This is a genomic window from Microbacterium keratanolyticum (assembly GCF_016907255.1).
In the GTDB taxonomy this organism is placed as follows: Bacteria; Actinomycetota; Actinomycetes; order Actinomycetales; family Microbacteriaceae; genus Microbacterium; species Microbacterium keratanolyticum.
Window position 1 is genome coordinate 1,193,282 of record NZ_JAFBBQ010000001.1, and the last position, 17,386, is coordinate 1,210,667.

16 protein-coding genes are annotated in these 17,386 nt (G+C 68.4%); 4 read left to right on the forward strand and 12 right to left on the reverse strand.

The features are described 5' to 3' along the window. The first annotated feature begins 164 nt into the window (after positions 1–164). The gene (locus tag JOD62_RS05665) at positions 165–1,511 is read left to right on the forward strand and encodes a uracil-xanthine permease family protein (protein ID WP_204938343.1); all 1,347 of its coding nucleotides are present in this window, start codon (positions 165–167) and stop codon (positions 1,509–1,511) included. 178 nt (positions 1,512–1,689) lie between these two features. Continuing rightward, positions 1,690–2,514 carry a VOC family protein gene (locus tag JOD62_RS05670; protein ID WP_204938344.1) on the forward strand — a complete coding sequence of 275 codons (825 nt, stop codon included), beginning with the start codon at positions 1,690–1,692 and terminating at the stop codon, positions 2,512–2,514. 8 nt (positions 2,515–2,522) lie between these two features. Here the strand turns inward: JOD62_RS05670 and JOD62_RS05675 are convergent, their stop codons facing one another. Both JOD62_RS05675 and JOD62_RS05680 read right to left on the reverse strand, forming a co-directional pair. Next, on the reverse strand, positions 2,523–4,091 hold the full coding sequence (locus JOD62_RS05675) for a 5-oxoprolinase subunit B/C family protein (RefSeq protein ID WP_204938345.1): 1,569 nt from the start codon (positions 4,089–4,091) through the stop codon (positions 2,523–2,525). Positions 4,092–4,096: 5 nt separating this feature from the next. Beyond that, positions 4,097–4,858, reverse strand: a complete 762-nt coding sequence (locus JOD62_RS05680) for a LamB/YcsF family protein (protein ID WP_204938346.1) — start codon at positions 4,856–4,858, stop codon at positions 4,097–4,099. Between the two features lie 89 nt (positions 4,859–4,947). On the opposite strand from JOD62_RS05680, the gene JOD62_RS05685 reads away from it, so the two are divergent. Continuing rightward, positions 4,948–5,481 (forward strand): hypothetical protein, encoded by a 534-nt coding sequence (locus JOD62_RS05685; RefSeq protein WP_204938347.1) that lies wholly within the window; start codon positions 4,948–4,950, stop codon positions 5,479–5,481. On the opposite strand, the gene JOD62_RS05690 is transcribed toward JOD62_RS05685, so the two are convergent. Genes JOD62_RS05690 through JOD62_RS05715 form a run of 6 tightly spaced genes read right to left on the reverse strand, consistent with a single transcriptional unit; the run spans position 5,482 to position 11,564 of the window. After that, positions 5,482–6,243 (reverse strand): ATP-binding cassette domain-containing protein, encoded by a 762-nt coding sequence (locus JOD62_RS05690; protein WP_204938348.1) that lies wholly within the window; start codon positions 6,241–6,243, stop codon positions 5,482–5,484. Beyond that, entirely contained in the window at positions 6,240–7,484 is a 1,245-nt protein-coding gene (locus tag JOD62_RS05695) for an alanine racemase (protein ID WP_204938349.1), read from the reverse strand. The genes JOD62_RS05690 and JOD62_RS05695 overlap by 4 nt, the downstream gene beginning before the upstream one ends. 3 nt (positions 7,485–7,487) lie before the next feature. Then, on the reverse strand, positions 7,488–8,459 hold the full coding sequence (locus JOD62_RS05700) for an ABC transporter permease (protein ID WP_204938350.1): 972 nt from the start codon (positions 8,457–8,459) through the stop codon (positions 7,488–7,490). Then, complete coding sequence (locus JOD62_RS05705; RefSeq protein ID WP_204938351.1) at positions 8,456–9,364, reverse strand: ROK family protein; 909 nt, start codon at positions 9,362–9,364, stop codon at positions 8,456–8,458. The genes JOD62_RS05700 and JOD62_RS05705 overlap by 4 nt, the downstream gene beginning before the upstream one ends. Beyond that, entirely contained in the window at positions 9,361–10,371 is a 1,011-nt protein-coding gene (locus JOD62_RS05710) for a phosphotriesterase family protein (protein ID WP_204938352.1), read from the reverse strand. The genes JOD62_RS05705 and JOD62_RS05710 overlap by 4 nt, the downstream gene beginning before the upstream one ends. Positions 10,372–10,430: 59 nt before the next feature. Then, entirely contained in the window at positions 10,431–11,564 is a 1,134-nt protein-coding gene (locus JOD62_RS05715) for a substrate-binding domain-containing protein (protein WP_204938353.1), read from the reverse strand. Positions 11,565–11,799: 235 nt separating this feature from the next. On the opposite strand from JOD62_RS05715, the gene JOD62_RS05720 reads away from it, so the two are divergent. After that, a complete protein-coding gene (locus JOD62_RS05720; RefSeq protein WP_204938354.1) occupies positions 11,800–12,939 on the forward strand; it encodes an ROK family transcriptional regulator in 1,140 nt (379 codons plus the stop codon). Between the two features lie 4 nt (positions 12,940–12,943). On the opposite strand, the gene JOD62_RS05725 is transcribed toward JOD62_RS05720, so the two are convergent. From JOD62_RS05725 to JOD62_RS05740, 4 genes are read right to left on the reverse strand one after another with little or no spacing between them, the layout of a single operon-like run. Continuing rightward, positions 12,944–13,939 carry a LacI family DNA-binding transcriptional regulator gene (locus JOD62_RS05725; protein ID WP_204940073.1) on the reverse strand — a complete coding sequence of 332 codons (996 nt, stop codon included), beginning with the start codon at positions 13,937–13,939 and terminating at the stop codon, positions 12,944–12,946. Positions 13,940–13,966: 27 nt separating this feature from the next. Then, positions 13,967–15,397, reverse strand: a complete 1,431-nt coding sequence (locus tag JOD62_RS05730) for a glycoside hydrolase family 1 protein (RefSeq protein WP_204938355.1) — start codon at positions 15,395–15,397, stop codon at positions 13,967–13,969. Positions 15,398–15,402: 5 nt separating this feature from the next. Next, positions 15,403–16,290 carry a carbohydrate ABC transporter permease gene (locus JOD62_RS05735; protein ID WP_204938356.1) on the reverse strand — a complete coding sequence of 296 codons (888 nt, stop codon included), beginning with the start codon at positions 16,288–16,290 and terminating at the stop codon, positions 15,403–15,405. Continuing rightward, complete coding sequence (locus tag JOD62_RS05740) at positions 16,287–17,318, reverse strand: carbohydrate ABC transporter permease (protein ID WP_204938357.1); 1,032 nt, start codon at positions 17,316–17,318, stop codon at positions 16,287–16,289. The genes JOD62_RS05735 and JOD62_RS05740 overlap by 4 nt, the downstream gene beginning before the upstream one ends. Positions 17,319–17,386: the final 68 nt, after the last annotated feature.

Consider the following 17,386-nt stretch of genomic DNA (forward strand, 5'->3'; position numbering starts at 1 on the left):
CAGCGTCGTGGATGCACCAGCCCTTGCCACACCACCTCGCAGAACGCGGATGCACCACAGAAGCCACGCCGAACAGCATCCGAGACGGCGCATGCGCACAGGAAACGCTCAGGAATCGCTAGTGTTTTCCCAGCATCCTTCATCCCCGACTCTGAGGAGCCCCCATGCCCCTGTGGACCCTGCACGGAAACGGGCGCACGGTCGAACCCGGCGCCGTCGTGCGCCCCGAAGAACGCCTGAACTGGCCCGCGACGATCGCGATCGGCGTGCAGCACGTCATCGCGATGTTCGGCGCGACGTTCCTCGTTCCGATCCTGACCGGTTTCCCCGTGCCGACGACCCTGCTCTTCAGCGGTGTCGGCACGATCCTGTTCCTGCTCGTCACGCGCAACAAGCTCCCCAGCTACCTGGGTTCTTCGTTCGCTTTCATCGCCCCGGTGACGGCGGCAACCGCGGCGAACGCCTCGGGCGCGAATGACGGCATGGGTGCCGCCCTCGCCGGCATCGTCGCGGTCGGCGTGCTGCTCGCACTGATCGGCGTCGTCGTGCACACGGTCGGCGTGAAGTGGGTCGACCGCTTCCTGCCTCCGGTGCTCGCGGGCACGATCGTCGCCCTCATCGGCTTCAACCTGGCCGGGGCCGCGCACGGCAACTTCAGCGCATCCCCGGTGACGGCGACCTTCACGCTCGCCGTGACGATCCTGTTCGCGGTGCTGTTCCGTGGATTCCTGGGTCGCATCTCAATCTTCCTCGGCGTCATTGCGGGCTACATCTTCGCCGGTGTGCGCGGAGAGCTCGACTTCGCCAAGGTCGAGGAGGCCGCATGGGTGGGCCTGCCGACCTTCCACTTCCCCGACTTCGCCTCCCCCGGCACCTGGACGGCGATGGCCATGTTCCTGCCGGTCGTGCTCGTGCTGATCGCCGAGAACGTGGGTCACGTGCGCGGTGTCGCGACGATGGTCGAAGACCCTGAGATCAACAAGCAGACCGGCAAGGCGCTCATCGCCGACGGTGTCTCGACCTCGCTCGCCGGCTTCTTCGGCGGATCCGGTACGACGACCTACGGCGAGAACATCGGCGTCATGGCGTCGACCCGCGTCTACTCGACGGCCGCCTACTGGGTCGCCGGTATCGCCGCGATCCTGCTCAGCATGTCGCCCAAGTTCGGCGCGATCATCAACTCGGTCCCGGCCGGTGTGCTCGGCGGCATCACGACCGCCCTGTACGGCCTGATCGGCGTCATCGGCATCAAGATCTGGGTCGATGCGAAGGTCGACTTCTCGCGCCCGGTCAACCAGTACACGGCGGCTGTCGCGCTGATCATCGCCGTCGGCGGCTTCATGATCAAGGACGAGGGATCCGGCTTCGAGCTCGGCGGCATCGTGATCGCGACGCTCGCGGCCATCGTGATCTATCACGGCGGCAACCTGATCGCCCGTGCACGCAAGACCGGCGCGGACGACCCCAAGCCCCTGGAGGCCGTCGGTCCGCTGGGCGGCGACCCTGCGTAACCCCTGCGTAGTGGCGCTACCCCGAGCGGTCCCAGCAACTCTCTCTCACGGCGTTCCCGTGGCGGGACTTCTGGGACCGTTCGGCAGTGCGCGGTCGCGGTGGGTCTGGCCCAGGAATAGACGCACCCTCTAAGGCGTTGTGACAGTCATGCACGAAAAACTTGCCGAGGCAACTTCTATGGGCGCGGTGACCCTGCTCGTCGCCGACCTCGACGCCATGACTGCGTTCTATCGCGATGTCGTCACGCTGCAGGTCGTGCGCGCTGACGGCGACGCCGTCGCTCTGGGTCGCGCCGGGCGCGAGCTCGTGGTCCTGCAGCACAGCCCCGCGCTCCGCCACGCGCAGCCGGGTGCGGCAGGACTCTTCCACACCGCGATTCTGTTCGAGTCGCAGGCGGCGCTCGCATCCGCCCTCTTCTCCGTCGCACAGCACGCCCCTCGCACGTTCACGGGCAGCGCCGACCACCTCGTCAGCCAGGCGTTCTACCTGACCGATCCGGAGGGCAACGGCATCGAGCTGTACTGGGATCGTGCGCGCACCGACTGGTCCTGGACGCACGGCCAGGTCGAGATGGCGACCCTCTACCTCGACCCGAACGCGTTCTTGAACGAGCACCTGCGCGAGGATGCGCGCCCGACGGCGGCCGACCCCGCCCAGATCGGTCATGTGCATCTTTCCGTCGGCGACGTGGCGACCGCCCGGGCGTTCTACGTCGACCGGCTCGGCTTCGACGCCACAGCCTCGCTCGGCGATCAGGCCCTGTTCGTCAGCGCAGGGGGGTACCACCACCACATGGCGATGAACGTGTGGAACTCGCGCGGTGCCGGACCCCGCATGCCTGCGCTCGGCCTCGGCCGGGTCGATCTGCTGCTCCCCGACGCCGACGCGCTCGGCGAGGTCGGAGAACGTCTCGCCCACTACGGCGCCGCCGTGCGCGACGACGGCCAGACGCTCCACTTCGATGATCCGTGGAACAACGCGATCCGCGCGACCGTCGCCTGACGCGCGGCTCAGCGAACGGCGAAGCGCACGCGCACGCCAGGCGGGAGCTGCGCAGCCAGGTCCAGGCACTCATCTGTCACGGCGCCGATGATCGGATATCCGCCCGTGAGCGGATGGTCCGGCAGGAACAGCACTGGCTGCCCGTCGGGCGGCACCTGCAGCGCACCCGTCACCGCGCCCTCGCTCGGCAGCTCGCCCTGTACCGACCGCTGCAGTGGCTCCGCGCCCGCCAGGCGAATGCCGACGCGGTCGCCACGGGCCGTCACCTCCCACTCCTGACCTGTGAGCGCCTCAAGGGCATCGGCGGTGAACCAGTCATCGCGCGGCCCCAGGGTGATCTCCAGCGTGACGGTCTCGCCGGGTGCGGGAAGATCACGCGGCAGCGCGACGGGATCGACCAGATGCGGCGCGCTGCGCGGGTCCCCCAGAGCCACCGCGTCACCGGCCCGCAGGGGTGCAGGCCCGAGGCCCGCGAGGGTGTCGGTCGCGAGGCTGCCGAGGACCGGCCGTGAGCGGATGCCTCCGCGCACCGCGAGCACGGAGCGAAGGCCACGTTCGGGTGCACCGACCTGCAGCACGTCGCCGTCGAACACGGCGAAAGGGGCTCCGTGCGGAGCAGGACGCTCCTCGCCGTGACGATCTGTGAGGACGAGCTCGCCGACCGCGCCCGCAACGGCGACGACCAGAGCGCCGGTCAGTTTCAGAGCGGCTCCGCCGGCTGTGATCTCGAGCACCGCCGCATCCGGAGCATTGCCCACTGCGCGGTTCGCCGCCCGCATCGCCGTGCGATCCGCGATGCCCGACGCCGAGACGCCGAGGGCCGCGTTGCCCGGGCGACCGAGGTCTTGAATCAGGATCGGGAAGAGTGCGGAGAGGATGTCGATACGGCGCTGCGAATCGTCACGGTGGGGCTGGGGCGGACGAGCGATGAGCGACGCGTCTTGGGGTGAGGCCGGGGCGGCGAGGCGGGCCGCACGCACGAATCGGACCTGCGTTCCGGGGGCGAGCAGGGCCGGCGGTTCGCGCTCTGTGTCCCACATCACGGCATCCGTGCGACCGATGAGCTGCCAGCCGCCGGGGCTCTCCCGCGGATACACCCCGCTGAAGCGTCCTGCGAGCCCGACGGCTCCGGCGGGAACCCGCATACGCGGAGTCGCGCGGCGCGGCACATCGAACAGCGGGTCATCGCCGATCAGGTATCCGAAGCCGGGCGCGAAGCCCGCGAACGCCACCGTCCACGACGCGGCCAGGTGCCGGGCGATCACGTCCTCCACGGAGATGCCGAGCACGTCGGCGACGTAGGCCAGGTCGTCGCCGTCGTAGTGCACGGGAATCTCCACGAGCGCAGCATCGGCCGAGACATCTGCGGACGCATCGATCGTCCCGACGATCTCGGACAGCGCCTCCGCGGACACTCGTCGCGGCTCGAATCGCACCAGCACCGTCCGTGCGCCGGGCACGAGCTCCAGAAGGCCTGGCACGGCCGCAGCGGTGAGCGCTCGATTCAGCCGCATGGCCTCGTCGAGGTCGGCGGTCTCGACGAGGAGCGCCCGATCCGAGGCTCGCAGGATCCGCATCGAACTCATACCGCGAAGGGGGCGACGCGAACTCCGGATGCGTCGAGCCGTCGCCGTACCTCAAGGGCCATGGCGACGGCTCCCGGGCTGTCGCCGTGCACGCAGATCGAGTCGGCGCGCACCGGCAGAGTCGTCCCGTCGACAGCGTCGATCGTTCCGGTGTCGACGAGGCGCAGCATCCGCTCGGCCACCGTCGCCGGGTCATGCAGCACGGCGCCGCGCTCCGTGCGGGGCACGAGACGACCATCCGGCAGATACCCGCGGTCGGCGAAGGACTCGGCGGCGACCGCGAGTCCCGCTCGCTGCGCCCGCTCCAGGACGAGGCTTCCGGCGAGTCCCAGCAGGACGAGTCCCGGATCAACGGCGCACACCGCGGCGACGACCGCCGCCGCCTGCGCCTCGTCGTGGGCGATCGTGTTGTAGAGCGCACCGTGCGGCTTGACGTAGGCGACGCGGCCGCCTGCCGCGGCGGCCCATGTGGAGAGGGTCGCGATCTGCTCTTCGACTTCGGCCTGGAGGACCGCTCCGGTGACATCCATCGCGGTGCGCCCGAAGCCTTCGAAGTCCCGATAGCTCGGATGCGCGCCGATCACGACGCCGCGGGCGATCGCGTTCCTCAGGGTCTCCTGGATGCCCGCCGGGGTGCCGGCGTGGAACCCGCACGAGACATTCGCACTGGTCACGACCTTGAGCATGCCCTCGTCGTCGCTCACGATCCGCCCGGGGGAATTCTCGCCCAGGTCGGAGTTCAGATCGATGGATGCCATGCCCCCACCGTAGGCGAGGTCTGATCCCCCGTGCTCGCCTGAACAGGATCGGGGGCGATAGAGAAGATCTGCGGTGCTACGCTCCCGCCATGCAGCACTCCAACGAGGCGCACACGTCAGCACCGCAGGACACAGAGTCGAGAAGTGATCCTGCGGCCATCAAGGAACGCATCTACGCAACCTTCACAGGACTCGCGATCGTGCTCGTCCAGAGCGCGAACGTCGACCACACCAGCGCCGTCCGTGCGAGCATAACCCTCCTCATCGGCATCCTGGCCATCGCTGCCGCCGGATTCGTCGCGGATCTGCTTGCGCATCTCGCGGTGTCCGGAACGTTCCCGCACGGCCCTGAGCTTCGTCGACTCCTCGCCCTCACCGGCACAGCGATCGGATCAGCGATGGTGCCCCTGCTGGCACTCCTCCTCGCAGTGCTCGGCTGGATCGAGTTGCAGACGGCCCTCGCCATCGCCGCCGTCGCGTACGTCGGCGTGCTCGGGCTCGTCGGCTACGTCGCCGTCCGACGCACTCGGGTGTCGTGGTGGCGACAGCTGATCGCGCTGGGCATCCTCATCGCGCTCGGCTGCATCGTCATCGTCATCCAGCAGCTTGCACACGGACACTGATTACCCGGCGAGGCCGGTGATCATCGAGACCAGCTCATTGTGCGAGGTGTCGGCGACGCGCATTGTGCCGACCTGGGTGCCGCGACGCAGAACGGTGACACGGTCTGCGATCCGGAAGACCTGCTCCATGTTGTGGCTGACGATCACGACGGCGGTGCCGCGCTCGCGCAGACGCAGGATGAGCGACTCGACCTTCGCTGTCTCGGCCACACCGAGCGCAGCGGTCGGCTCATCCATGAGCACGAGGTTGCTCGCCCAGTGCGTGGCGCGCGAGATCGCGATCGCCTGCCGCTGACCGCCCGAGAGGTCCGACAGGGTCGCCTTCGCACTCGGGATGCGCACGTCGAGGTCGTCGACGAGCTTCTGCGTCTGCCGTGCCATCTCGGCGCGGTCGAGCACGGTGAACGGCCACACCCCCCGAGTCAGCTCGCGTCCCAGGAACAGGTTCATGTACACGGGCTGCTGGTCGACGAGCGCGAGGTCCTGGTAGACGACCTCGATGCCCTGCGCCTGCGCAGCCGAGGCATCCGCGAGCGAGACCTTCTGCCCGCGCAGCAGGATCTCGCCGCCGCTGGGCTGGTAGACACCCGCGATGATCTTCATGAGTGTCGACTTGCCGGCGCCGTTGTCGCCGACGAGTGCGACGATCTCACCGGGCTCGACCCGCAGATCGAAGTTGTGGATCGCGGTCACCGCGCCGAAGCTCTTGGTGATTCCGCGCAGTTCGAGCGGGGCATCGATGGCGGTGTCGTTGACGCTCATGCTCCGACCTCCTGCTGCGTGACCGCGAGCGCGGCCGTCTCGGCGGTGGCGCGCAGCGGTGGCGCGCCGTTCGAGGACCAGATCTCCGCCAGCTGCGGGGATCCCGTCGAGAGCCCGCGGATGCCGGCGGTGAGCCCGCGGCTCACGAACACCTGCGGTCGGAACCCGAAGATCACGGTGTCGCCCTCGGCGGCGTCGGCGGGAGCGTCGAGCGGAATGCGCGCGTAGTAGTCGATCGCCTCCGGCGCGGGCATCTCGACCGGACGAGCGGTGACGGTCGCGGGGTCTTCGCCGTCGCGCACGATGAGCGCCGACGTCGCGGGGATCCCGTGCACGGGGTCGACGTAGAGGCCGCCGCCGAAGACGTAGGCGCGGTCGTCCCAGAGGTGGGAGACCTCGGTCACGTAGGCGATGGCTGGCTCTTCGAGCAGGTCGACGCGTGCGTGCAGCGGAGTCGTGCCGGTGAGTCCATGCCCCGGCTCGACCTGCGTTGCGCCTGCCTCGGCGAGTCGCGCAAGGGTCGCGGTCGATGTCGTACCCGGAGCATTCATCTGCACATCTTCGAACCCGGCATCCTGCAGTCGCCGCTTCGCCTGAGCCAGCGTCTGCAGGTTCGGGGTCGTCTGCGCCTCCCCGCTCTCGCCGTCGACGAGCGTCGCAGGGAAGGTCGTCGCCCCGGCCACCCGCACACCGGGCAGTGCGTCGATCACCCGTGCATGCTCGACGATGCGCTCGGCGTCGAAGCCGCCCTCATGCCCGGTGTAAAAGCGGTCGCCGGGGGCGACGACGCGCAGCAGCACGTCCTGTACCCGACCGTGCGCGAGGGCGGCAGCGCCCGCCTCGCGTGCCTTCTGCTCCGAGAAGACCGTCCAGTAGCGGGGCTGCAGGGCGGATGCCTCGGCGGCCCGATGCCGCGGAATCTGCACGAGGTGCCCCACGTGCCCCGTGGCGAGTCCGCCCGTCGCGGCGGCGACGGCGCATTCGAGGTCGACACCGACAGCTTCGGTGATTCCGCCGCGACGGATCGCGCGCGACGCATCCGGATTGCGACCGATCTGCTTGGTCATCGCAAAGGGACGCATTCCGAGACGTGCCGCCTCGGCGCTGATGGTGCGCGCGTTGCGCTCCACCGCGTCGAGGTCGATCACGAAGGTGTTGGGAGGCAGCTCACCGCTGCGGTGGAACGCAGCCGCGGCCTGCAGCAGTGCGGCGTTGCGACGCTGAAGAAGTGAGAGGAACATCGGTCACTGACCTTTCTTGCCGCGCAGCGACAGGGTGACGGCGAGAAGGATGATGACACCGCGCACGATCATCTGCTGCGCCACGGTGAGGCCTCCCAGCAGAAGTCCGTAGTTGATCATGCTCATGAACAGGCTGCCGACGACCGCACCGATGATCGAACCGCGACCTCCGGCGAGCGCCGTGCCACCGACGATCACGGCGGCGAGGACGCTCATCAGGTCCGCGGTGCCGAGTGTGTAGGTGGCACCCGCAAGGCGTCCGGCGTAGAGGATGCCGGCGAGTGCCGCAGCGATTCCCGAGAAGGTGAAGACCATGAGGCGCACCCGTGCCACCTTCACGCCGCTGACGCGGGCGGCCTGCGCGTTGTTGCCGACCGCGAGCACGTGCGCACCGGCCCGACGCTGGCGCAGCACGTGCCAGCCGAGGACCGCGATCACGAGCGACCACCAGATGAGAATCGGCACACCGGCGAGGGTTCCGCCGCCGAAGATCCAGACGAACGTGGCATCCGTCACCGGCACCGACTGCAGGTTGGTGATCTGCTGCGCGAGACCCGCGACCAAGCCCATGGTGGCGAGGGTCACGAGAAACGACGGCAGGCGGAACGCGGTGATGAAGACACCGTTGACGAAGCCGACCAGCGCACCGACGAGCAGGCCGGCGAGCGCACCCGCCCACCACCAGCCGGTGACCTGCAGAGCGACCGCCGCAGACAACGCCGAGAGGGCGACGGTCGACCCGATCGACAGGTCGATCTCACCCAGGCTCAGCACGAACACCGTGCCGACGGCCATGATCGTGATCGGCGCCGCTTGCGTGGCGATGTTCACGAGCGTCGTGAGGTTGAGGAAGTTCGCGCCCTGCGTGATCGCGAAGAAGACGAACACGAGTACGAAGCCGATGTAGACGACGTACTTCTGCCAGTCGTGTCGCACCCTCTGCAGCAGAGGGGTCGGGGTGGCAACGGTGGTCATGCGGATGCTCCTGTCAACGATGACATCGAACGACGAGCCAGCTCGATCGCTCCGAGGACGGCTCCGGCGGAGCCCAGGGTAGAGATGCGCAACGGCACATCGGGGTGGCCGAGACGGGCGAGCCACTGCTGGATCGGGGCGCGCAGCTCTTCACGAGAGCCGATCCCGCCGCCGAGGACGAAAGCGCCGGGGTCGACGACAGCGATCACGGATGCAAGCGCGTACGCGATCCACCGAGCCTGTGCGTCCACGGCGGCCACCGCATCGGGCTGACCTGCTGCAGCGCGGTCGAACACTTCGCGCACGTTGCGGGCACCCGAATCGCGCGCGGCGAGAACATCACCGGCGACGGCCTCTTCCAGCGCCCCGCGTCGGTGATGGGCGGGATCCAGCGGGTCGGCGCCCAGGGGGAGATACCCGATCTCGCCGGCCGCGCCCCGCGCACCACGGACGAGCTCCCCGCCGAGGACGAGTCCCATGCCGATGCCGGTGCCGACAGCGACGTACGCGAAGGAATCCGTCGTCGCCGCAGCGACGAGCTCTCCGATGGCAGCGACGTTGGCATCGTTGTCGAGCGTGACGGGGCACGTGAAGTGGGCCCCGAGAGCGGCAACGAGATCGAACTCGACGTCCCCCAGATTGGGAGCATCCGAGAAGCCTCCGTCTGCCTGCGGCACCCCGGCGCCGCCCAGGCCGATCGCCACGACGGGCCCGACGCCCACCTCGTCCCGCAGCGCCGACACCGTCGTCACGAGCGCGTCGAGCAGATCCACGCCGCCGCCGCTCGGCGTCGGAACCACACGCTCCGCCTCCAGGGAGAGCCGCTGCGCGGTCGCATCCGCCCTCACCGCTCCGACGTGCATCTTCGTGCCGCCGAGATCGATGCCGATCAGCAGGCCGGTCACGCGGTCACCTCCAGCATGCGGACGGGGGTCGTGCGCGTCATCGCATCGATCGCCGACTCGTCGACGCCCCGCTCGCGCAGCATCGGCAGGAAGACGTCCGCGAGATACATGTAGCCGCGTTGTCCGTGCGTGCCCGGGTTCATCCAGACTTCCGCGCCGGTGAGGTCCTGCGCCAGCAGAATCCGCTCGCCGTAGCCCTCGGTGACAAGCTGGGCGACCATGTCGGCCCGGCCCTCGTCGCTGCGCGCGAACGCGTGCTTCACGAAGTCGCCATCAGGGCGCTGCGCCGGCGCGGGCTCCAGGAAGAAGTCCCAGGTCTCTTTGCCGATCGTGTCGACAGCGATGAGCGCGCCGCGATCCAGCACGGCACGGGCGACATCGAGGCTCAACTGCGTATCGATGTGCCCGATCACGACGCGATCGAGGTCGGCGCCGTCGGACTGCAGGATGTCGAGCTGCTCCTGCGTCATGGTCCCGTGCGTCGTGTGCGTGAAGATCGCCAGACCGTTCTCGGCGTGTGCGCGAGCGACAGCGCGCAGCATCCGCTCCTCGAACGGGGTGATCTCGCCCAGGCTCGTGGCCTGCTCGCCGTAGACACCGGCGCGCACGTCGGTGGTGCCGATGCCGGTGGCCGCGTCCGCCACCAGTCGAGCCACGAGCTGACCGAGCGGAGCCTCACGCGCCCATCCCGGCGCGTAGGCCTCCAGGTAGATCGAGGTTCCTGCGACGATGTCGACCCCACTCTGCCGCGAGATCTCACGCAGCTGGGTCACATTCGCACCGTCGGCGCTGCGGCCCACGACTCCGTACGGCGACAGGTCGACGACCGCGCCGAAACCGGCGGAGTGCAAGCCATCGAGCGCCCCGATCGCCAGGTCGACCTGGTTGTCGGCGCGACCCGCCGTCAGCCACGGACCCGGCACCAGCGACAACAGGTGCTCATGGGGCATGACGCGACCGAGATCAGCCGACGGCACGGGTCCGAAGACCGTCATCACAGAGGACATGGGCTCTCTTTCGAGGAAGGAGGGAGCGGTGAGTGCACACCGCCCCCTGGCTGCTGAGGCTACTTTCCGGTGACGCTCGCCGGCGGCTCGACGCCGTAGTCGGCGAGCCATCCTGCGTCGAGGTTGTCGGCGCTGACCTTGGTCGGGTCGCTCGCGACCAGCGCGGGGGCCGTCTTGCCCAGCACACCGTACGCGCCCGCGCGGGCGAGGCCGACACCGATGTCGATCGATCCGTTTCCGACCATGCCGGCGACGTTCGTCCCGTTGAGCATCGCGGCGGCGACCGTGGTGTCGAGATCGTTGGTGACGACCTGAATATCGGTGCGACCGGATGCCTTGATCGCCGCGAGCACGCCCTGTGCAGCCGTCGCCCACGAGACGTAGATGCCCTTGAGGTTCGGGTTCTTCGCGATCATCGCGGCGGCGATGGTCTGCGTGTCGGTCTCCTGCGCGAAGCCCTGCTCCTCGACGATCGTGATGTCGGGGTACGAATAGGCCGTCCACGCCTTGAACGACTCATCGCGCTGATTCGTGAACCAGAAGTTCGCGTTGTAGCTCAGATAGCCGATCTCGCCCGTGCCGTCGAGCGCGTCGCCGAGGATCTCCGCGTTGGCGCGACCCGCCTTGGCGAGGTCTTCCGTCACGATCGAGACAAAGTCGGTCCCGGCTTTCCAGCCCGCGGGCGGCGTTGTCATGATGACGAGCTTCGCACCGGCATCCTTGATCGGCTGGAACGAGGTGGCCGCCGAGGTGGGGTCGACGGCGATCGCCACGACGATGTCGGGGTTGAGCGCCATGACGGTCTGCACGTTGTTCGCCTGGGTCGCGGCGTCGAAGCCGGCCTGGGTGCTCGCGACGACCTCGACGCCGAGACGCTCGAACTCCTGGCGCGCGCCCTGTTCGACGGCGGCGACGAAGTCTCCGGAGGTGTGCCAGATGAAGGCTGCGGTGAGGTCGCCGTCGGCGATCTGCTTCTCTTCATCCGCGGTGAGAACGACGTCGGCCAGGGGACCGGGAGTCTCGCCGTTGGGGCCGGTGAACTCGAGGCTGGGCTCGGCGGCGGGAGTCTTCGACTCGGCGGCGGAATCACCGGAGGATGCTGCGGGGGCGGCGCAGCCGGTGAGCAGAAGTGCGCCGGCAACGATGCCGGTGAGAGCCACGTGCGCGCCGCGGCGAGCGATTCGGGTAGTCATGAGAAAGCCTTTCAACCTGCACAGCGGGAGGGCTGACCCCTGGGTGGGGTGTCGCCGTTGACATGCCTATTTGATTGCATTGCGAAATCAAAGTCAAGCCAGAATCGATAAGAAGTGGGAAATTGCCCCTGATGGCGACCCGCAGTCGACGTCCGATCACCCTCATTGCAATCTTCGTGACGCGAATGTGGAAGTATGGTCGAACCAGCCGATTTCGCCGCGCAGAGGGGGTTTCGTGGTCCACGACACACGTGAGATCAACCGCAACACGGTGCTCGCACACCTGCTGCGTCACAGACCCGTCACGCGCAAGCACCTCGCCGATCTCACCGGCATCTCGGCCGCCACCGTCACCCGCGCGATCGATCAGCTCATCGCCGACGGCCTCGTATACGAGGTGTCCGAGCTCGTCTCCGAGCAGCGGGGGCGCCGAGCTGTCCTCCTCGACATCCACACCCCGCACAGTGAAGTCGTCGGAGTCGACCTCGGAGCATCCAACACCCGGCTCGTGACCGCCGACCTCGGAGGAGCGATCCGCGCGCAGACCAGCCTGCCGACACCGCAGGGCGCCGACGCACACGAACTCGCGCGGTGGGTCGCGAATGAGATCCGCAGCCTCGCCGGCGCCGAGCATCCGCACCTCCGGTGCGCTTTCGTCGGCCTGCCAGGAGCCGTGAGCAGCGACGGTCACACGATCACCAACGCCCCCAACATGCCGCAGCTTGAGCGCTCCGAGTTCATCGACCTGCTCACGCAGGAACTCGGCTTCCCCGCGCGCGGCGACAATGACGCGAACCTTGCTCTCCTCGGCGAGCAGCACTTCGGCGCCGCTCGTGGCATCCCCACCGCCGTCATGCTGACGATCGGCGCCGGCCTCGGCGCGGGCGTCGCCGTCGACGGGCGCATCCTGCGCGGCAAACAGGGCGTGGTCGGCGAGTTCGGCCAGCTTCCCGCCGGCCCCCTCGGCACGCGCCTCGAGCTCATGGTGACCGGCCCCGGCCTCACGCGCCTCGCCGCCGAATCGGGGATCGCGATCACCTCCCCCGCCGAGATCTTCGCCGCCGATGCCCCCCAGCCGCTGCGCTCCCTGCGGGCGCACTTCGATCAGGCACTGCTCATCGTCCTGACCGCCGCGACCGTCTCCTGTGAGCCCGAGGTCATCGTGCTCGGCGGCGGCGTCTCTGCATCGCTCGTCGACGACCTGCCACGCTACGAGACGATGCTCACGCACCACCTCGGACTCGCCCCCCGGCTGGTGTTCTCCGCCCTCGGTGAGTACGCCGGCGCACACGGAGCGGCGGTGGCCGCCCTGCACGAGCGCTATCTCACACTGGGCGTGCACGAGTCAGAGCTCGCCACCCTCCCGGCTTCCTGAACGACTACGCCGACTCGCGCACGACGAGTTCGGTCGACAGGATCGTCGTCTGCGGCGGCGTGCCTCCGGCGAGGCGCGCGAGCAGCACGTTCGCCATCTCCTCGCCCTGGGCGTACATCGGCTGCCGCACTGTCGTGAGCAGTGGCGTCGTCGTCAGGGCGATGGGCGAATCATCGAAGCCGATGAGCGCCACATCTTCGGGCACGCGGATCCCCGCTGCGTTCAGCACGGTGAGAGCACCACGCGCCATCAGGTCACTCGCCACGAAGACCGCATCCGGGCGTCCGACGGCGAGGATCTGTCGCATCGCAGCGGCACCGCTGGCTTCCGTGTAGTCACCCTCCGCTTCGGCGAAGGCCACGAGTCCGGCATCCGCCAGAGTTGCGTGGAAGCCCTGCGCACGATCCGCCGCGGCAAGCATCGTGCGTGGCCCGTTGATCGCCGCGATGCGCGAATGCCCCGCCTGCACGAGGTGTGCGGTGGCCGTGCGCCCGCCCGCGACGTTGTCGATGTCGACCACGTAGTCGTTGTCGCCCACCGCCGCAGGACGACCGCCGAAGACCACGGGGACGGCATCGGCGATCTGATCGATGAAGGCGTCGCTCGTGTGGTGCGACACGATGAGGGCACCGTCGACGCCGCCGTTGCGGATGAAGCTCGTCATCTTGTTGCCGGGGTCATTGCTCGCGATGAGCAGGTTGAGCAGATAGTCGGATCCGCCCAGCGCGCCAGTGATCCCCGCCACGATCGCCGCGAAGAACGGGTCGCCGAAGAACGTGGTGGTGTCTTCGGGAACGATCAGCGCGATCGCGTGGGTCTGCCGCGAGGCCAGCGACCGCGCCGCACGGTTGGGCACGTAGTTGAGGCGCTGGATCGCCGCGTTCACCGCGTCCAGTGCCTCCGGGCTCACAGCCGTCGAGCCGTTGACCACCCGCGACACCGTCGAGCGCGAGACTCCCGCAGCGGAGGCCACTTCTTCGATCGTCGCCCGTGACGGCACAGCTCCCCCTTCGTGCACCGCCGGACGCTACAAAGAGCGGGCGGTGATGATGCGAGCGTACTCCCGACCGCTGTCTTTCACCGAACGCTCCTGGGTCTCATAGTCGACGCGCACGATGCCGAAGCGCTTGGCGTAGCCCCACGACCATTCGTAGTTGTCGAACAGCGACCAGTAGAAGAACGCACGGACATCCACGCCGGCGTCGAGCGCGTCGAGCGTGGCGCCGAGGTGTCCACGGAGGAAGTCGGTGCGCTCGACGTCGTGCACGCGAGTCTCGCCGTCTTCGATCACCACCGTGTCGTCGTAGGCGGCACCGTTCTCGGTGACGGCGAGCGCGACCCCTGCCGGTTGGGCGTACTCGACCCAGAGGCGCTGCAGCAGGCGGGTCAACCCCTCGGGCTGCACCTCCCAGCCCTGTGCCGTGCGAGCCAGCCCGCGCTCGACATTGTGCACGCCGTCAGCCGCCGGGAAGGGGCTGCGCCCGGGCCAGTCGGTCGCCGGAGCGACGTGCACCGGCGGGACCGCCTGCGCCTCGCCCGAGACGAGGTCACCGTGGTAGTAGTTGACGCCCTGCGTGTCGATGGGCTGCGAGATAAGCGCGAGGTCACCGTCGTGCACGGCCGCCTCGAAGGCGTCGACAGCCGCGACATCCACCGCGCGGATGTCGTCCACGACGTCAGCCGGGTACTCGCCCCGATAGATCGGGTCGAGGAACCAGCGGTTGAACTGTCCGTCGAGGCGGCGTGCCGCATCCACATCCCCGGGGTTCTGCGGGTCGGCCGGATCGGCGACCGTGTGGTTGAGGGTGATGCCGAGGTTGAGGGATGCGTCGCGTCCGCGGAGCTCCTGGATGGCGGCGCCGTGCGCGAGCAGCAGGTGGTGTGAGGCGAGCAGGCCTTCCGCGACGCTGTTGTGTCCTGGCGCGTGCTCTCCGCCGATGTACGAGAGGAACGACGAGCACCAGGGCTCATTGAGGGTCGTCCACACGTTCACGCGGTCGCCGAGCGCGTCGTGCATCGTGCCGGTGTATTCGACGAAGCGCTCGACGACATCGCGGTTCGTCCATCCACCCTGCTCCTGCAGCGCCTGCGGCAGGTCCCAGTGGTAGAGGGTGAGCCACGGAAGGATGTCGGCCGCGAGCAGTTCGTCGACGAGGCGCTTGTAGAAGTCGACGCCCTTCTGGTTCACCGCGCCGCCGTCGGGGCGCACGCGCGCCCACGACGTCGAGAAGCGGTACGTCTGCAGGCCGAGCTGCTTCATGAGCGCCACATCCTGCGGGTACCGGTGGTAGTGGTCGCAGGCGACGTCGCCGTTGTCGGCGTTCTCGACCGCCCCGGGCATCCGCGCGAACGCATCCCAGATCGATGCCGTGCGTCCGTCCTCGAAGGCCGCGCCCTCGATCTGGTACGCCGCGGTCGCGGCTCCGAAGAGAAAACCATCCGGGAAGGAACGTGTCATGCGAGTCATCCTTTCACTGCGCCTTGCATGATGCCACTGACCAGTTGCCTGCCAGCCACCGCGAAGAGGATGAGCAGCGGAAGGGTGGCGAGCACCGCTCCCGTGAGCACGATCGAGTAGTCGATGTAGTAGCCCGACTGCAGCTGGCTGAGCGCTGTCTGCAGAGTGGGGTTCTGGGGAGAGAGCACGATCAGCGGCCACAGGTAGTCGGTCCAGGCCGTCATGAACGTGAAGAGCCCGAGGATCGCCATGGCCGGGCGCGCGGCGGGAACGCCGACGGTCAGGAAGGTGCGGAACTGGTTCGCACCGTCCATCCGGGCGGCTTCGATGAGCTCGTCGGGGATGACGTCGACGAGGTACTGCCGCATGAAGAACACACCGAACGCCGTCACGAGGGTCGGCACGATCACCGCCCCGATCGAACCGGTCCATCCCAGTTCGCGCATCACCATGAACAGGGGGATGATTCCCAGCTGCGTGGGAATGGCCATCGTCGCGATCACGAAGATCATCAGCCCGTCGCGTCCGCGGAAACGGAGTTTGGCGAAGGCGTAGCCCGCGAGGGTCGAGAAGGTCACGACCGAGATCGTGATGATCGCGGAGATCAGGAACGAGTTGCCCAGCGCCAGCCAGAAGGGGATCGCGTCGAGCACGGTGGCGGCGTTGGCGAGGAAGTTGCCACCCGGAATCAGCGGCAGGGTCTCGCCGCGCGTCGCGTTGGTGCCGCTCGCGACGACGACCGACCACCACAGCGGGTAGACGCTGCCGATGAGGAACGCGGCGAGGAGCCCGTAGGTGAGAAAGCCGGGGCGACTGCCGATGCCGGCGGTTCCTCCCGCACGGCCACGACGACGGACCTTCTCGGGAACGCTGAGAAGCTCGGTGGCGGTCATCGGCCTTCCTCCTTTGCGGCGGATCGGATGCGACGGCGAGCCGCGCGGTTCTTCGGGGCGTCTCCGGTGGAGATCCGCCGGGAGAGCAGGAAGTTGATCACGCCGATGCCGACGATGAGCACGAAGAGCAGGATGGCGACGGCGGATGCTTCGCCGAGATCGCGCCGGAAGAAGGCGAGCTCCCAGAGGAACAGCACCGTGGTCTGGAACTGGCGATCGCTGCCGCCGATGCCGCCCGCAGTCGAGGCGTCGAACAGCTTCGGTTCAGCGAAGATCTGCAGTCCGCCGATCGTCGCGGTGATGATGACGAAGATGAGGGTGGGACGGATCGTCGGGATCGTGATCGAGAAGAAGCGGCGCACGGGGCCCGCCCCATCGAGTGCGGCCGACTCGTAGAGGTCGCGCGGAACCGCCTGCATGGCGGCGAGCAGGATGAGGGCGTTGTATCCGGTCCAACGGAAGTTGACCATGACGGCGATCGCCACGTGCGAGAGGAAGGTGTTGTGCTTCCACTCCTGGTCGGCGATGCCGATCAGGTTCAGCAGATTGTTGGCGAGACCATCGGCCTCGTTGAAGATGCTGGAGAAGATGAGAGCCACCGCGACCGGTGTGACGACGAACGGGATCAGCACGCTCATCCGCCAGAAGGTCGGCGCGCGCAGGCCGCGGTCGAGCAGGTATGCGACGACGAGAGCGACGGTCAGCTGCGGGATGGCAGAGAGCACGAAGATGCTGAGCGTGTTGCCGATCGAGTTCCAGAACATGTGATCGCCGAGGATCTCGACGAAGTTGCCGAGGCCCACGAACCCGCCTTCGCCCTTGAGCAGATCCCACTCGTGCATCGCGACGTAGACCGTGTACACGAGGGGGAACAGGCCGACCAGGCCGAACAGGAGGAAGAAGGGGGCGATGTAGAAGTACGGCGATGCGCTGTGATCGAACCGCGAGAGGCGGTGACGACGGCGCGGGGCCGGTGCCGTGGGCGGCGGAGCCGCAGGGGCGGATGCGCGGGGCGCGGTGAGCGTCATGGTGTGTCCTTGCAAGCGAGAGGGCGTTTCGCCTCGCCCGCGCTCACGCGCCGACCGGAGGCCGGCGC

Coding starts and splice junctions, on each gene's coding strand:
- JOD62_RS05715 (WP_204938353.1), bottom strand. CDS start 11,564: ATGACTACCCGAATCGCTCGCCGCGGCGCGCACGTGGCTCTCACCGGC.
- JOD62_RS05695 (WP_204938349.1), bottom strand. CDS start 7,484: ATGTTCCTCTCACTTCTTCAGCGTCGCAACGCCGCACTGCTGCAGGCC.
- JOD62_RS05700 (WP_204938350.1), bottom strand. CDS start 8,459: ATGACCACCGTTGCCACCCCGACCCCTCTGCTGCAGAGGGTGCGACAC.
- JOD62_RS05665 (WP_204938343.1), top strand. CDS start 165: ATGCCCCTGTGGACCCTGCACGGAAACGGGCGCACGGTCGAACCCGGC.
- JOD62_RS05730 (WP_204938355.1), bottom strand. CDS start 15,397: ATGACACGTTCCTTCCCGGATGGTTTTCTCTTCGGAGCCGCGACCGCG.
- JOD62_RS05685 (WP_204938347.1), top strand. CDS start 4,948: ATGCAGCACTCCAACGAGGCGCACACGTCAGCACCGCAGGACACAGAG.
- JOD62_RS05680 (WP_204938346.1), bottom strand. CDS start 4,858: ATGGCATCCATCGATCTGAACTCCGACCTGGGCGAGAATTCCCCCGGG.
- JOD62_RS05735 (WP_204938356.1), bottom strand. CDS start 16,290: ATGACCGCCACCGAGCTTCTCAGCGTTCCCGAGAAGGTCCGTCGTCGT.
- JOD62_RS05740 (WP_204938357.1), bottom strand. CDS start 17,318: ATGACGCTCACCGCGCCCCGCGCATCCGCCCCTGCGGCTCCGCCGCCC.
- JOD62_RS05670 (WP_204938344.1), top strand. CDS start 1,690: ATGGGCGCGGTGACCCTGCTCGTCGCCGACCTCGACGCCATGACTGCG.
- JOD62_RS05690 (WP_204938348.1), bottom strand. CDS start 6,243: ATGAGCGTCAACGACACCGCCATCGATGCCCCGCTCGAACTGCGCGGA.
- JOD62_RS05710 (WP_204938352.1), bottom strand. CDS start 10,371: ATGTCCTCTGTGATGACGGTCTTCGGACCCGTGCCGTCGGCTGATCTC.
- JOD62_RS05675 (WP_204938345.1), bottom strand. CDS start 4,091: ATGCGGATCCTGCGAGCCTCGGATCGGGCGCTCCTCGTCGAGACCGCC.